8 protein-coding genes are annotated in these 17,350 nt (G+C 37.9%); 5 read left to right on the top strand and 3 right to left on the bottom strand.

Annotation, left to right across the window (positions count from 1 at the left end):
* Window positions 1-12 precede the first annotated feature (12 nt).
* The 3 genes from RB604_RS21385 to RB604_RS01330 form a co-directional block, all read right to left on the bottom strand.
* Window positions 13-96: a hypothetical protein gene (locus RB604_RS21385; RefSeq protein WP_373133387.1), complete on the bottom strand. Its 84-nt coding sequence runs from the start codon at window positions 94-96 to the stop codon at window positions 13-15.
* Entirely contained in the window at window positions 57-590 is a 534-nt protein-coding gene (locus RB604_RS01335; protein ID WP_165353999.1) for an integrase core domain-containing protein, read from the bottom strand. The genes RB604_RS21385 and RB604_RS01335 overlap by 40 nt, the downstream gene beginning before the upstream one ends.
* 274 nt (window positions 591-864) lie before the next feature.
* Window positions 865-1,212, bottom strand: a complete 348-nt coding sequence (locus RB604_RS01330) for a hypothetical protein (protein ID WP_005934212.1) — start codon at window positions 1,210-1,212, stop codon at window positions 865-867.
* A 512-nt stretch (window positions 1,213-1,724) separates the two neighbouring features.
* On the opposite strand from RB604_RS01330, the gene RB604_RS01325 reads away from it, so the two are divergent.
* From RB604_RS01325 to RB604_RS01305, 5 genes are all read left to right on the top strand, one after another.
* Complete coding sequence (locus tag RB604_RS01325) at window positions 1,725-5,486, top strand: Ig-like domain-containing protein (RefSeq protein ID WP_055295354.1); 3,762 nt, start codon at window positions 1,725-1,727, stop codon at window positions 5,484-5,486.
* Window positions 5,487-5,698: 212 nt separating this feature from the next.
* The gene (locus tag RB604_RS01320) at window positions 5,699-8,860 is read left to right on the top strand and encodes a SusC/RagA family TonB-linked outer membrane protein (RefSeq protein WP_005934208.1); all 3,162 of its coding nucleotides are present in this window, start codon (window positions 5,699-5,701) and stop codon (window positions 8,858-8,860) included.
* A gap of 64 nt (window positions 8,861-8,924) precedes the next feature.
* Window positions 8,925-10,922 (top strand): RagB/SusD family nutrient uptake outer membrane protein, encoded by a 1,998-nt coding sequence (locus RB604_RS01315; RefSeq protein WP_005934205.1) that lies wholly within the window; start codon window positions 8,925-8,927, stop codon window positions 10,920-10,922.
* Window positions 10,923-11,102: 180 nt separating this feature from the next.
* A complete protein-coding gene (locus RB604_RS01310; RefSeq protein WP_005934203.1) occupies window positions 11,103-13,385 on the top strand; it encodes a GH92 family glycosyl hydrolase in 2,283 nt (760 codons plus the stop codon).
* Window positions 13,386-13,393: 8 nt separating this feature from the next.
* Complete coding sequence (locus RB604_RS01305) at window positions 13,394-17,326, top strand: glycoside hydrolase family 76 protein (protein ID WP_055295351.1); 3,933 nt, start codon at window positions 13,394-13,396, stop codon at window positions 17,324-17,326.
* Window positions 17,327-17,350 lie beyond the last annotated feature (24 nt).

The raw sequence follows: 17,350 nt of genomic DNA, 5'->3' as shown, positions 1-17,350 counted from the left end.
GTCGGGGTGCTTTCATACCTTCTCCTCCTTTATAATTTCCATTGGCGTGCGCATTTTCAAAGCTTGGTGTGGCCGGATATTATTATATGTGTGCACAGCCTGTTTAATGCGTTCTTCCACCTGATTAAAATCTCCTTCCCGCAGTCAAAGAGCCATCCGTTCTTAATAGTATTATTCACCCGTTCGGTCAATGCATTATGCAGAGGATCACCACACTGTGTCATGCTTATGTTTATATGTTGTGCTTTTAACGTATCAACATATTGGTTTGAACAGTATTGAACTTCAGGTCTGAATGATATAATCAACCCACTGATATTTATTCCGTTCTCTCTGTAAAATAGAAAAGCTGACTCCAAAGCTTTCATCGGGCCTTCCATTGTCAATGAAGGACAGAACGAATAACCTACTATTATACTTCCGCTTGTGCTTGCAACAAACTTAGGTGTCGTGTTTAGCAAATTAGGATATATATAATTCCCATAATAATTATGATTGGAGTTCGTCGTTTTGGGACGCACGCGTCTCTTCCGTTGGACCAGACCATTAGAGCGGAATATCTCATAGCACTGGTCACGTCCTATCACCATTTTTTCCTTAAAGTAACGACACAGCATGCATATAGCTCACACATACCCGCTTGGGGCATTAAAGTTCTTAATTCTTTGCAATACAGAACAATGCTTGTTTTCAAAACATTAGCTTCACACTGTCTGTCCACATGTTTATAGTAACCTTGTCTGGTTATGCCGAAGTAACCACAGAGTCTGTTCAGATCACCGTATTTACGGTTGACTGAGCCCCTCTGTGACAAGGTGTCGATTACTTGGCATCTGAGTTTTTTCGCACGGGTATATGATAGGTCTACTCTGTCAGATCAATAAGCACCTCGCAGGCTTTATGAAGCATCTTTGTCGTATCCAAATCCCGTTGAAGTTGACGGTTAGACTTGTGTAACGCTTCATTTTCCGCAGGAAGCTGAGCGATAAGGGCGGCTGAGTCTTCGTCTATCAGCTGTGGATCAATGATGGATTTTTGCATCTTAGGGTCTTCTATCTCGTACATTTTCATCCAGCGGGACAATGTACCTAAACTTAATCCATTACATCGTTCAAATGTTTTGCGACGGTCGGAGCTGGAAAGATACTCGCGAATATAAGACTTACTTTCCAATTCTGTAAACTTTCTGTGAGGTTTTCTTTTAATTAACATACTTTTTTTGATTTATAAAGTGTCAACTTATTCAGTACACTTATAGTTTTTGTGCAGTGATAATATACTTAATATGTATGGAAAAGTGTTGTTCTTTGTATGGTATAAATGTAGCTTACTATCGTATTCTAAATTGTTTGAATACAAAACAATGCTTGTAACAAGATTGGTAAGAAGCTATTTGTTCAGATATATCCCATTGCCTTTTGTGTCCCTTTATTTTTTTATTTTCTATCTATATACTGATGGCTTTTGGATATTGTTGTTGCTTTCGATGTAGAAATAACCATCTCCTTATCTATTTCTTTCAGAAGTTACTAAAGTTTTATATAATATAGATGATTGGGTACATGGTGTGAAGAATGTAACAGAAGTACTGGGGACGTGAATGAACTAAAAAGGGACATAAATGTACACTTGTTTATTAATAGTTTTTTCGTATATTGTTTATTTGTTTGCACTTCGATAACTTTGCAATAAAATATTAATCGTTATTTTAAAATTTAATTATTATGAAAACAAAGTTACTATGTGCAAAGACAGCAATGTTTGCTCTGGCTTGTTTTTCTTCTATTGGTGTTTGGGGCCAAATTAAGATTACAGATGAAAATGGTTTAAAGGCTATTGCTGAGAATTTGAATGGTGATTATGTTCTTGAGAACAATATTACTTTATCAAAAGAATGGGAACCTATTGGAACAAACGATTCTCCATTTACGGGTACGATTGATGGTAAGGGGTTTACAATTTATGGATTAAAGATCAATCGTCCGGAACAAAATTCAGTTGGTTTTATTGGTACTGCTAAAATAGAGGATGTATCTTCTACAAAGGTAACAGTGAAAAATTTGCGTTTAGTAGGTGTGGAAATTTTTGGGCATCAAGATGTAGGTGCTGTTATTGGTAATTCATATGGTGCTAAAGTGAGTGAATGCTATACATCTGGGCTTGTTTATGGTTGGGATCACACTGGTGGTATTATTGGGGGGACTAAAAAGGTTGATGATGACGATAATATTATGACACAGGTTTCGAATTGTTATTCCAATGCAGCTGTGGTTAGTTCCAGTTATCAAGCGGGTGGTATTATCGGTGCAAGTATAAATTCAGTAGTCGATCGTTGTTATTTTAGTGGTGTTGCTGTGTGTCCCGAAGGACGTTCTGGAGGTATTGTAGCTCTTAATGACGGTAATAGTTTGACTATTACTAATTGTGTAACATTATCTTCTTATATAAAGGCTGGTAGTGGAGATGCTGGTGGTGCAAATGCTATTTTAGGTGCGGATAATCCCGCGGAAGACAGTAATGCTGTTAGTACAATCAGTAATAGTTATTCATGGAGCGGTTTGAAATTGTATGAAAATAATGTAGAAATAGCACGTTCTAACAATGCAAATGATTCTTATGATGGAGGATATCTTGATTTGGATGAATTGAAAACTGCACAATTTTGGCTTGGTGACGTTAACTTTGATGCTGGTATATGGACAATGGTAGAAAATACATATCCATCATTATCTAATGTTCAGGTTCCATTAGAGAATTATATCTACATACCTTCTTTCCCGGAGAGATGTTTGCCTGGTAAAACTTTTAATGCAGAAGCCATACCAGCTTCTGGTAGAACTATTACTTATACCAGCTCTAATCCCGAAATTGCCACAATCGATAGTAAGGGTAAAGTTTCTTTCTTGAAAGATGGTAAAACTACTTTGACTTTTGTAGACCAGGGTGATAATTATGTAAAAGGTTGCACAAAAACTTATGAGTTAGAGGTGAAAGGTGTTGCTTACACCATTATGGATGAGGAAGACTTGAGATGTGTTAAGTATGATTTGGCAGGTGATTTTAAGTTAGGTGCTGATATTTATTTGACAAAAGATTGGGAATTGATGGATGTTTTTACCGGTACATTAGATGGCCAGGGATATACAATCCATAATTTACGTTATATAAACGAAGAACAGGGGCGTGTAGGTCTGTTTGGTGAGGCAACGGGAGCTACTATAAAAAGAGTAGGTATTGCAGGTGCTTATCTTAATGGTAATGAAGATGTAGGTGCTATTGTTGGTTATGCAAATGGCTGTAATATCTCAGAATGTTTTGTAGATCAGGCTTCCTATATTGCAGGTCGTGACCATATTGGTTCAATTGTAGGTAAGGTAGAGAAAATGGAAGTAGAAGAAGAAGGTTCTGCTGAAAAAGTAATAACCGGAACTACGGTAAGTGACTGTTACTCTATGGCTAAAGTTTATTCGAGAGAATATCAGGCTGGTGGCGTTGTAGGAGTTGTGAATTACGGTACGGTAGAAAGATGTTATTTCTCAGGAAATATTCGGGCAACGAAAGGACGTGCCGGTGGTATTTTCTCTTTGGTTGATGCGGATGGTAAAGTATTTGTAGAGAATAATGTTTGTCTTGCCAGTGGTATTTATTGTAGTGAAGCTACATATTGTATTGGTGAGAACGGTCGTACATCAACTGCTACATTAACCAATAATTATGTTGATCACTATGCTTCTTATAAAGGAACGGATTTGTCATCTTCTGCTCCTTCCGATGTTTATGATAACGCTAGTAATAATGGTGAAAAATTAGAATCTGACGAAGTACTTTCTTCTGAATGGTACAAGGAGACGTTAGGCTGGGACTTTGATAATATATGGACCTTTATTGAAGGTGGTGAAGGTAATATGTATCCGATATTGAAATGTCAACAGTCCAAAGTTTTGACTCCTGTTATTTATGGTATACCTGAGCCGGCATTTTTAATTCAATTGGCTGACGGGAGTTCTTCTGAAAGTTTGAATTTAGAGAGAATTAAATCTACGTGTGGGCAGAAGTTGATTTTTAAAATTACAAAAGGTGAGGAATATATTTATATTGACGGTACTATCGTAGATTTTAGTGGTGCGAAAGAGGTTGACGGTGAAACGGTAGCTACTATATCTATAGCTCCAGAGGTTGAAATTACGGGTTTGAAACCGTTTGAAACTACTGCTTTTGATATTAATATGGTTGGGCAATCTCATGTTTTTCCTATTAACAATGTTGCAGATTTACTTGATGTCAACAATAAGTTGTTCGCAAGTTTTTGTTTGATGAATGATATTGATATGACAGGAGTTGAATTCGAAGGTTTCGGTTCTTTAGAATCGCCTTTCACCGGTAGCTTTGACGGTAATGGACATACTATTAAAAATCCGGTGGTTATTACCAATGATGATAATACTAAAGGATTCTTTAATGCAACTAAGGGGGCTAAAATAAAGAATTTGGGGATTTCTAATTTCTCTTTCAGTGGTTCTCAAGCCAATGGTAATAAGAGTACGGATTTAGGTGGTTTTGCCGGTTCTGCTAAAGAAACAACTTTTGATCAGTGTTATTTGACTGGTAAAGTTGTGGGGCGTGACCATGTCGGTGGGTTTGTTGGTGGTAATTGTAGTAATGTTACTATTACTAATTCATTTGTAAATGCAGAAGTTTTTGCTTATAGCCAAGCCGGAGGTTTCTTTGGTGTTGCTGCAGGTAATGTAACAATGAAAAATTGTTATTTTGCCGGTAGTGTGAAATTGAATCCTTCTCACAGTTATGGCTGGGTTGGTGGATTTGTCGGTTTGGTTGACGCCGATTGTACAGTTACAATTGAAGATTGTGTTTCAATTGGTAATCTGCAGGGAAGTGTTGCATCAGGCTCATTTATTGGCGCCAATGGAGGCGATCAGAAGAATAACCCGCGTGGTATAATAAACTTTACAGGAAATGTATTTAATTTTGATGCTGAAAGATTCTTGATGGATGGTAAAATATCTGAGAACGATTGGGAAAGTCAAGGTTATGTTACTAAAGAAGATGGTGTGGTAGAAAGTCCGATAGAGCATTACGCTACTCCTGTGGAGGATAATGAATTCTTGACACAAATTCCTTATAATGATGCAAAATTCGATTTTGAAAATATCTGGACGATTGACGAAGAAGTAAGTTATCCTACATTAAAGAATGTAGCATATATTCCTGCTCCCCCCGTTGGTATTGAACAAGTTGTCGATCAGAATGAGAATACATATATTGTGTATACTTCAGATAATGCTATTTTTGTTTCTGGTATGAAAAATACTGCTAAGATAGCTCTATATAATATTAACGGACAATTAGTTTCCAATGTTATTACTTCAGGAGAAAATATAGAACTCCCAATCATGGGAAAAGGATTCTATATTGTTCGTATTGTGGAAGACGAAATGACTACAACTGTAAAAGTTGTTGTTAAATAATGAACTGGTAATTTTTATATTGCAAGAAGTATGGCGGCAGAAGAATACTGCCGCCATAAACTTTCGCATTTTAAAAAAACTTTGTTGACTAAAGTTGAAAAACATGATACTCCTCTTTTGTATAGATTGTTAGTACTTCTCAGTTTTCAATAATAAGATAAATTGATCTCATTTAGGAAAAATAAACTTCAAATAGATTTAGTAAAAAACTTATGAATTCAAATGGATTTATTGCATTAGGAAGAGGAATTATGTGCCTTTTCTTATTAACTGTCTCACTGATGGTGCAGGCGGCAAATCCTGTAAAAGTAACCGGGCGTGTGACGGATACAACAGGTGAACTAATGATTGGCGTAACCATTCAGGAAAAGGGTACCTCTAATGGAACTATCACAGATATGAATGGTACATATAATCTTACACTAACAACAAAAGATCCGATATTGGTGGTCAGTTATATTGGTTATCAAACTCAGGAAAAAAAAGTAAATGGAACGGTACTCGATATTACTTTGCAAGATGATGTAACAACGTTGGACGAGGTGCAAGTTGTTGGCTACGGTACCATGCGTAAAGTCTCAGTTGTAGGTGCTCAATCGACTTTAAAAATGGAACATATTAAGGCACCAGTAGCAAATATGAGTTCTATTTTAGCCGGTCGTATTTCTGGTTTGGTTGCTGTACAACGTACGGGTGTTCCTGGTCAGGATGATTCCGATATTTGGATTCGTGGTATCTCTTCCATGACGAATACAAATAAAGGGCCATTGATATTAGTGGATGGCATTGAACGTGATTTCAAACAGTTGGATCCGGAAGATATTGAATCGGTTACAGTTTTGAAAGATGCGGCTTCTACAGCTGTTTATGGAGTACGTGGTGGTAATGGTGTTATTCTTATTACGACTAAACCAGGAATAGTAAGTGAGCCTAAATTTTCAGTTGATTATTATGAAGGTTTTACTCGTTTGACACGCATTCCGGATTTGGTAGACGGTTATGAATATATGGATGCAGTAAATGAAGCCTATAATAATACATATGGTGCTCCTTATTATTCACAACAGTATATTGAAAATACTAAAATGGCAAATGGTTTGATTCCTAATACAAGCAATGATCGTACTGTTAATAAATATCTTTATCCGAATGTCGATTGGATGAAAGAACTTTATAAGAATTTCGGACGTAATCGTCGTGCAAACTTGAATGTTCGTGGTGGAGCTCCTAATGCTTCTTATTATATTTCACTTTCTTATTATGATGAATCCGGTTTGACAAAAACGGATCCTAAACAGCCATACAGTACAGAAATTTCTTATAACCGTTACAACTTTTTAACTAATATCAATTTAAAAGCTACTAAAAAAACAACAATGGATGTTGGCGTGAATGGTTGGTTTTCAAGTGGGAATTATCCTGCCGTTGATTTAAATGATATTTTCTCGAAAGCGATGATGATTAATCCGGTAATTTATCCGGTAGAGTATCCAGATGGGAGTAATCCAGGTTTTAGTCAGTATCAACGTGAATTTGATAGTCCCTATGTGACATTAACCCGCAGAGGTTACAAAACAGAATATAAGACACAGATTAATTCTAATCTGAAAGTAACACAGGATCTTGATTTCTGGGATTGGAGTAAGGGTTTTACGGCTCACGCACTGATTGCATTCGACGTTCGGGCGAATCAGCAATTAAATTATAAGGTTGATGACAGTACCTGGAAGCCAGCTGGAAGAAAAAATGGTGATGTTTGGGTAGATGACGGTAATCTCTTTGATGAAGCAGGTAATTTAATTTTGCAAGAAGAGTATAAAGGTAATTCAACTGTTAATTTTGAAAGAGACAAACAAGTTTATCGTACATTTTATGCAGAGGCCGCTTTAAATTATAAGAGATTATTTGGCGGTGTACATAATGTAAGCGGACTTTTGTTATTTAATATGCGGGACTATCGCGATGCAAATGGAGATAATTTGATAAATTCATTACCTTATAAACAAATGAGTCTTTCTTCCCGTGTCACTTATTCATATAATGATCGCTATTTTATAGAGGGTAACGTTGGATATACCGGTTCTGAAAACTTCTCTCCTGGACATCGTTTTGGAGTTTTCCCTGCTATGGCTGTTGGTTGGGTACCTTCAAATGAGAAATTCTGGGCATCTGTTGCTCCGTATATTTCTTTCTTGAAATTTCGTTATTCACATGGATTGGTCGGTAGTGATAGTTTAGGCGATACCCGTTTTGGTTTTGAAACTGAAATAACAAGTAAAAATGGATATAGTAATTCTTGGGCACAAGGTGGTATTGGCATTAATAAATATGGTTACCAAGCTCGTTGGTGTACTATTTTGAAACAGGATTTAGGTATTGAAATCAACTTCTTGAATAATGACTTAGCTTTTGTTTTTGATCTGTTTAAAGAGCACCGTGATAAGATTTTTGTATCGCGTAATAATTTGCCGCTCTATGCCGGTTTTGCCGTAAGTGCTTCCGGTAATGTTGGTATAGTGGAGAATAAAGGATTTGAAGCTTCATTTGAATATAATCATCAATTTGGTAAAGACTGGACGGTTTCTCTTCGTGGAAACTTTACAATGAATGAAGATGAAATTATTGAAAATGCAGAGCCTGCTCCAGCTTATCCATGGTTGGAGAAAAGAGGTACTAATGTACTTGCGAGATTTGGATATATAGCTGAAGGATTGTATGAAAGCGAGGAAGAAATTAAGGAAAGAAACATCACCCAATTTGGAGAAACTTATCCGGGCCAATTGGTTAAACCAGGTGACATTAAGTATAAGGACTTGAATGGTGACGGTCATATTGATGAATATGATATGTGCAAAATTGGCCGTGGAGATGTTCCTAAATATTATTATGGATTTGGTGGTGATTTTCGTTATAAAAATATTGGTGTTGGTATTTTATTTCAGGGAACTGCCGGAGCTGATCGGGTAATGGAAGGGTCTGGTATACGTCCATTTACCAGTTCTACCGGAGGTGGAACCTTGTATGCTAATATCACCGATCGTTGGAGTAAAGACGATCCTTCTAATGACAATGTATTTTATCCACGATTGGCATGGTCTTCTGCTGATCCTTCAAATATAAATAACTTTCAGACAAGTACATGGTGGCAGAAAGATATGAGTTTCTTACGCTTAAAACAATTTACCGTTTCTTATTATTTTCCTAAAGCGTGGACAAAGAAAAGTTTCTTAAGTGGTGGTCGGTTCTATATAATGGGATCTAATGTTCTTACTTTCAGTAAATTTAAGTTGTGGGATCCTGAGTTGAATACGAATAATGGTATTTCTTATCCTAATGTTTCTTCGTATACGATAGGTGTAGCTATTAACCTTTAAGAGAAATGTATATTTTAATTATTTTTTTATTTAGATTATGAAGAAAATTGTAAAAAGTATATTTATGGCTGCGCTGTCAATGATGGTATGCACATCTTGTGAAAGCTATTTTGACAGTGTTCCTTCCAATGTGGTTTCTTTGGATGCTGTTTTTTCGAATCGAGGACTGGCATTACAGTGGCTTTCCAACACATACTCTTATTTGCCGGATGAAACTAGTCAGAATTATACGGGCGGTGATGACGAAACAAAAGGAATTTGGACACCTGCTTGCTTGGAAGCAAAGTTACCATGGGATCAATGTAATTCTAATCATATTAATTTAGGTACTTTATACCCTTCTACCGGCTATGTGGAGAATATGTGGAAATCTTATTATAAAGGTATTCAAAAAGCAAATATTTATATGGCCAATATTGATCGTTGTACGGCAATGGAAGAATACGAACGCTTGTGGTCTAAAGCTGAGGCACGTGCTTTACGTAGCATTTATTACTATAATTTGTTTAAGCTATATGGTCCGTTTGTCATTATTGGAGATGAAGTATTTGATGTTGAAGGAGATGTGGAGGCGATGATGCGTGAACGTAGTTCGGTAGATGAATGTGTAGATTATATGGTAGGTGAGTTCGACGCAATTCTATCTGAAGGTAGGTTAAAGTCCCACTTTGGGGAAGATGGGGCTATGAATCCGCAATTTGCTGGTAATATTACCAAAGAAGCGGTAGAAGCAATCCGTTCGGAGCTTTTATTGTATGCCGCCAGTCCATTGTTTAATGGCGATTCTTACTATAAGAATTTGACAAATGTTGATGGAAAGCATCTTTTTCCACAAACTTATAGTAGAGAAAAATGGGAAAAAGCTAAGACCGCTGCTGAGAATTTTATGAAAAACAATCCAGGTTTTCAATTATTGTATTTGGACAAAAAAGGGGCGGCGACGTCAGACGTAGCTTCTTCATGTCCATATACATCTGTAACTCAAGCTTCATTGGGGCGGACGGAGAATACGGAAATGATTTTTTTTAGGACAGGAGGCGAGTGGAACATTTATTATACAATGACCCCTAAGCACAGTGGAATAACGAATGCTCAATCTGGCGGTGGAGCTTTGGCTGCACCTTTGCAGATGATAGATTTGTTTTTTACGGAAAACGGGCTCAGTATAGAAAAAGATCCTGAGTATTTTACTTACACAGATGATGATTTAACGGCAGCGGGTGCTGCTGCTAAAATGACGAGTCAGACAGTTCATCAGAATCCGTTTTCTAAGGTTGTTTATTTCAGACCGGATTCAAAACATAAAATCATGAAGCAGTTCTATAATCGTGAACCTCGTTTTTATGCTGCATTTACATTCCAGAATCGTAGATGGGATTTAGATGATAAGCTGGTTTATTATACGGATTTCTCTTTAAATGGAAACTCCGGACAGGCGAAGAATGGACATGATTATCCAAGGTCTGGTGTATTGGTACGTAAAAAAAGGACAAATGTTTCAGGAGTGAATTATTATGTTTATATCCGTCTTTCTGAGATTTATTTGAATTATGCCGAAGCGTGTTGTGAATTGGATGATATAGGTACGGCTATAAACTATGTGAATAAGATTCGTTTGAGAGCCGGTATCCCGGAATATAAAGGTTTGTTGGCTGAAGACTTAACTCCGACAGATAAACGTGGGTTTGAACGAATTACCTTGGATTCATATGATAAGGAATTTGTGAAAAAAGTGATTTATCGTGAACGTCTTCTTGAGTTGTCCTATGAAAATCATCATTATTTTGACGTACGTCGTTGGGGGGTAGCCGATATGGCAACCGGTGATGGCTGGATTTATCCGTCATGGCATAATGGTGGTGAAGGAGGTGACATGGTCGGATTTGATGTTACTGTAGATATGGCCTCAGACGATGCAAAAGATCCATTACTTTTCTATAAACGTAAGGTTTGGGAAACACGTGTTTATTCAAAACGTATGAGCCTCTTTCCTATTCCTCAAACGGAGATTAATAGAAATGCTCGGATTGTACAGAATACCGGATGGGAAACTGAAATGTAATCGAATGTTCTTTCAATTAAGTATTGTGTTGGATTCTTTTATCTAAAATATTGATCGTTTAGTTTTTCACTTGGAGAGTGTGTTGTAAAATCAATTTGTTTCTTGTGGCTTGATAGCACATGGTGCTGGATTTACAGCACATTCTCTTCTTGTTTTAAAATACATAGTTTAAGTTAAGAAATGAAGAAGAGGTATATTGTAATTATATTGTTTTTGGGTATTTTTTATTCAGTGTCGGCAGCTTTGAGAAAGCAGCCGGTGGAGTACGTCAACCCTTTAGTAGGTACTGATTCCAAATTTGAATTGTCAAATGGAAATACCTATCCGGCTATTGCTATGCCTTGGGGGATGAATTTTTGGACTCCTCAAACAGGAAGGATGGGAGAAGGATGGACGTATACGTATTCGTCCGACAAAATTCGTGGATTTAAGCAGACACACCAACCGAGCCCATGGATTAATGATTATGGACAATTTTCTTTGATGCCGATTACTGGGAAGCCTGTTTTTGATCAAGATGCAAGGGCAAGCTGGTTCAATCATAAATCAGAGATTTCCAAACCTTATTACTACCGTGCATATTTGTCCGATTATGATGTTGTGACCGAAATTGTACCGACAGAACGAGCTGCCATGTTCCGGTTTACTTTCCCTGAGAGTGAAAGCTCATATGTTGTGATCGATGCGTTTGATAATGGATCGTATGTAAAAGTAATACCGGCAGAGAATAAGATCATCGGATATACAACGAGAAATAGCGGTGGTGTTCCTGATAACTTTAGGAATTATTTTGTTATCGTTTTTGACAAGCCTTTTTCTTATAAGGCGGTAGTGGGAGGTAATGAGATTCGTAAAAATGAATTAGAGGTAAAAGAAAACCATGCCGGTGCGATTATTGGATTTGCCACAAAAAATGGAGAAACGGTAAAGGTACGTGTGGCTTCCTCATTTATTAGTTTTGATCAAGCCGAATTAAATCTGCAAGAGTTAGGAAACCTTTCATTCGAGCAGTTGCAAGCAAAAGGGAAGAAACGCTGGAATGAGGTATTAAGTAAAGTAGAAATAGAATCAGATAATGAAGATCGTTTATGTACATTCTATTCATGTTTGTACCGTTCAGTGTTGTTTCCTCGCATGTTTCATGAAATTGACGCAAAAGGGAATGTAGTGCACTATAGTCCGCATAATGGAAAAATTCTTCCTGGGTATATGTTTACTGATACTGGTTTTTGGGATACATTTCGTTGTTTACTTCCATTTATCAATCTTGTTTATCCTTCTGTAGGAGCACAAATGCAGGAAGGTTTTCTAAATTCTTATTTGGAAAGCGGTTTTTTCCCCGAATGGGCCAGTCCGGGACATCGGGATTGTATGGTCGGCAATAATTCTGCATCAGTAGTAGCAGATGCCTGTATGAAAAATATAATAAAGAAAGAACCGGAAAAAATGTATGAAGGTTTATTGTATGGAGCTAACCACTCACATCCATCGGTAAAATCCTCAGGACGTTTAGGGTATAAGGAATACAATGAATTGGGGTATGTTCCTTACCATATCAATCAGAGTGCTGCCCGTACATTGGAATATGCTTATAATGACTGGTGTATTTATCAGATGGGGAAAAAATTGAATCGCCCTTCGGAGGAGTTGGAAGTATATAAAAAACGCAGCTTAAATTACAAGAATTTGTTTAATAAACCTTTTAATTTAATGAGTGGTCGTGAGGCTAATGGTCATTTTCAGCCCAATTTTGAGCCGGTGAAGTGGTGGGATGCTTTTACAGAAGGTAATAGTTGGCATTATTCATGGTCTGTATTTCATGATGTTCAAGGACTAATTGATTTGATGGGAGGAGAGAAGGCATTTGTGAATATGCTTGATTCCGTATTTATTATGCCACCTACATTCGGTGCTAATTCAGATACACGTGGAAGTCTTGTACATGAGATGCGCGAAATGCAAGTGATTGATATGGGACAATACGCACATGGTAATCAACCTATTCAGCACATGATTTATTTATATAATTATGCTGGCGAGCCGTGGAAAACTCAATATTGGATCAGAGAGGTACTGACTCGTTTGTATACACCGGCTCCTGATGGATATTGCGGTGATGAAGACAATGGTCAGACATCGGCATGGTATGTTTTTTCTGCTTTAGGGTTCTATTCTGTTTGTCCGGGATCGGATCAATATGTTTTAGGTGCACCTTTGTTTAAAAAGGCGGTTATCCATTTGGAGAATGGAAAGAAAATTCAAATTTCTGCTCCGGAGAATAGTGATAAAAGTCGTTTTGTACAAGAAGTCAAATATAATGGTAAAAATTACAGTAAAAATTTCTTGGTTCATTCTTCGCTGCTCAATGGTGCCGACATCCAGTTTCGTATGGGGGATAAACCTAATAAAAAACGTGGGATCAATAAAGCCGATTATCCCTATTCACTGTCAAATGAAAAATAATTAATGTTATGAAGAAGATTCTATTATCAGCTTCTTTTCTTCTGATCACAGGATATATGTTCGCCACGGATTTAATTTCCGGGCAAACATATAGGCTTTCTTTGGGAGAAAAAGTCTTATCTGTAAAAGATGGTTCTCTGGCCAATAATTCGGATGTAGTCAGTTGGACGGAAACGAATGTGAATGCTCAGCGATGGGTACTTGTGTCCGGAGAAGGGAAAGGTTATCAATGGATGAATGCATATACTGGTCAATACCTTGCTTGTAGAGGAAATGTTATTTCCGGAGCGCAGATTTGTCAAATGATTTCTGGGGAGTCGGCTGCTACTTGGGAGATTGTGCCAGTTAAAAATCAGGCTGATTTATATTATATAACTCAGTCTGGGCTTTTTTTGGAAGTTGCTGATGTGGATTCAGATGGAGAAAGTGTGCGATTGAGTACCAAGAAAAGTGGGACATTGGCTGAACGTCAGATGTGGAAACTTGAAGTGGTAGAAGCACAGCCGAATTATTTGACAGAAGCAACCCGGGATGCAATGATGGAAGGATGGAAAAAAAACTACTATAATGACAGTCAGGGGCGCTTGGGTGAAGGTGGTTTTTGGGGAGATGCCGAGATGTTTGAGGTGGTTTTGGACGCTTATGAAGTTACAGGAGATATTCAATATAAAACAATGTTCGATAAGCTACATGCTGATTTTATTGCGCGTCAGGGGAATAATTGGGAGTCCAACGACTTTAATGATGATATTGCCTGGATTGTTATAGCCAGTGTACGAGGATATTTAATGACCGGGAAACAAAGTTATTTAGATGTGGCAAAATCTAATTTTGATATGATGTACGAACGGGCAGCCGTACTTCCGCATGATATGCTTATTTGGAATGCAAGTGAGAATCCTTATGGAACCAACTCTTGCATAAACGGTCCGGCTGGAGTTGCTGCTTGTTATTTGGCAATAGCTACAGGAGATGAGAGCTATTATGAAAAGGCACGGAAAACATATGCTGCACAACGTGAATATTTATATAAACCCTCTACAGGACAGGTGTATGATAGTTTTACTTGGCAGAAAGGAGTACCTTCAAATTATAATACTTGGGCATCAACGTATAATCAAGGTACTTTTCTAGGGACTGCCGTTATGCTGTATAATCATTATGGAGACGAACAGTATAAAGAGGATGCCCAAATGATAATGAAGTATACCCGTGAACAGATGTGTAATGAATTTGGTGTTATAAAAGTTTGTCAGGGAGTTGTTGATGATCAGGGAAAATTAGTCGGTGATTTACCAGGATTCAAAGGAATTCTTATGCGCTATGTACGTCGTTTCATGGTTGATCTGTATCAACCGGATTGTGCAGAATGGATGGCGATAAATGCTTTTCAGGCATATAACAACCGAAACTCTGACGGAGTATCCTGTACAGCTTGGCTGACAAAGACTGTGGAAGAGTATACGACCTATGTTCCTTTTACCAATTATAATAAAGATCCATTCGGTCCTTCTACAGCTGTTTCTGCTGCTTTCAACTCATATATAGGTGATAAAACAGTTCGCAAAGATGCTTTTAGAGGAATAGAAGCAGAGAATTTTGATTATTTGAAAGGCATTTATACGTTGTCGGTAGATGGTGTCGATTCTCCGGTAATGGGAGGGGATAATATGGCTGCGGCTGCGTATACGGGATATCATAATGTTGATTTCGGACCTTATTATGCCAAGAGCCTTGAATTTAGGGTTTTACCTCAAAGACCGAATAGTAAAATCGAAGTTTATTTGGATAGTCCGGATGGCGAATTGTTGGGTACGGTTACCTTACCTAATGAGCAGGAGTGGCAGACTGTTGCGTTGGAATTGTTGAAGCCTTTGGATGGGATGCGTAATATTTATTTGAAATATACCAGAGGAACGGGTGCAGCTAAATTGCAGCTCGATAATTTCCAATTTAAGCAAGAAGGATATACTTCGCAAGATATTACTGATAATGGAGGTACGCTTACCACCTCAGTAGAAGTTAGTACCAAGTTACCGGGTGTTGGTGCTGTAATTGATAATCAAGTAACTACTGCACTTGTCGGTACAGTTTCCGGAGATGCTTGGATTCAGTATCAGTCGCCTTATCCGGTGGTTCTGAAGGGGTATCTGTTGGTAGCAGCAGAAGGAACACAAGAAGGAGACCCCAAATCTTGGAAATTGCAAGCTTCCGAGGATGGGAAAAGGTGGATTGATGTGGATACTCAAAATAATCAGACGTTTGAGACACGCTATCAGAAAAAACAATATGATACTTCTGTAGTGGAGGCTTATACGTATTTCCGTTTATTTGTTTCAGATAGGCAAGGTAATGGTGATCGTTTTCAATTGGCAGAATGGCAACTGTTTGGTACGGCTTTAGCTGATAATTGTATTACTACAGATGGGGGTATGATTTCTGCACAGTATTCCGATGGCATTGAGAAACTGATTGATAAGGATGTGATTTCTACATATCGGACAAACACTTCAGATTTCTGGGTCGAATATGAGGCAGAAGCTGCCTATACTCCTTTATTTTATAGTATCACTACTGCAGATACTCCGGAGAGTGACCCTAAGTCATGGATTCTATATGCTTCTAAAGATGGTAACACATGGATCAAAATGGATCAGAGAACCGGACAGTTGTTCCCTTATAGAGGGGCTACTTATACATATTCGTTCACCACCTCTCCTTCTACAATAGATTCTGAATATACTTATTTCAAGCTACATGTCACAGAAAATAATGGGGCATCTGATACCCGTTTAGCTGAATGGCAGTTGACGGGGAGATATGTGTCTCAGACCTTTTATAATGACATTACTGCAAATGGTGGCGAACTGACTTCTTCATTGAATGAGGCCATCAACTCGGAGACATTGAAAAGACTGACGGATAATGATGGGAATACGTTTTATACGTTTGGTGGTGATGTTGCACCGTGGATCGAATATAAATCGTCTATAGAAGTTAAATTGAAAAGTTTTTCAATCGTATCTGCTGATGAACCGGATAAAGATCCCGTCATGATTAAAGTTGAATACAAAAATGAAGGAGATGCTCGGTTCAAGAGAGCATTCAGAGGGGAAGTGGCATTTACGAAAAGGAATGAACGTGTTTATGTCTCTTGTCCTCGTGTGGTTTCCGGGCAATGTTTTCGTTTGACGATTGAGACTGTCTCCGGTGAAGGTAATGAGGCTAAAATAGCCGAATTTGAATTGTATGGTAATGGAATTCTTGCTGACGATTTAACTTCGGTAGCTACGATAACGCCTCAATATGAGAGTGAAAACCCAGAAGAGACAGCTGATAAGTTGATTGATAAAGATGTGGATTCCAAATATTGTGGTCCGTTCTCTTCTCTGTCTGCGTGGATTTGTTGTGAAGTACCAGAGCCTGTAAAAGTGAATATGTATAGTTTGACTTCCGGAAATGATAATGAAGGACGTGATCCGAGAAGTTGGGTTTTAGAAGCTTCAAATGATGGGGTGGACTGGGTGACTATCGATTCTCGTTCGAACCAGTCGTTCAGCGATCGTCAGATTACTCAATACTACACTTGCAACCAAGAAGGACAGTCCTATTCTGATTTTCGTTTGCGAGTGACAGAGAATCATGGAGAGGGTATGCTGCAGTTGTCTGAGTGGCAATTGTTTGTAGATTTGAGCGTGGGCATTGAATCCGAAACAGCTATTGAGGCTTTTGTAGATATTCGCGTAATAAATAATAGATTATATATAGATGTGCCCGAAACCGCACAAGTGCAAGTCTGTGATCTTACCGGAATGTTAATACATGATGAGAAAATACAATCAGGTGTGTCTTATATCCCGATGGCAAATCTGAATGGGGGTATGTACATTGTACGGATACAACTCTCTAACCGGACTATTTCCCGGAAATTTATAAAATAAAATTACGGCATTCTATTATGTTAA

This window comes from Bacteroides salyersiae (genome assembly GCF_031172035.1).
GTDB classification, from domain to species: domain Bacteria; phylum Bacteroidota; class Bacteroidia; order Bacteroidales; family Bacteroidaceae; genus Bacteroides; species Bacteroides salyersiae.
This window is presented reverse-complemented; position numbering and strand designations above follow the sequence as displayed.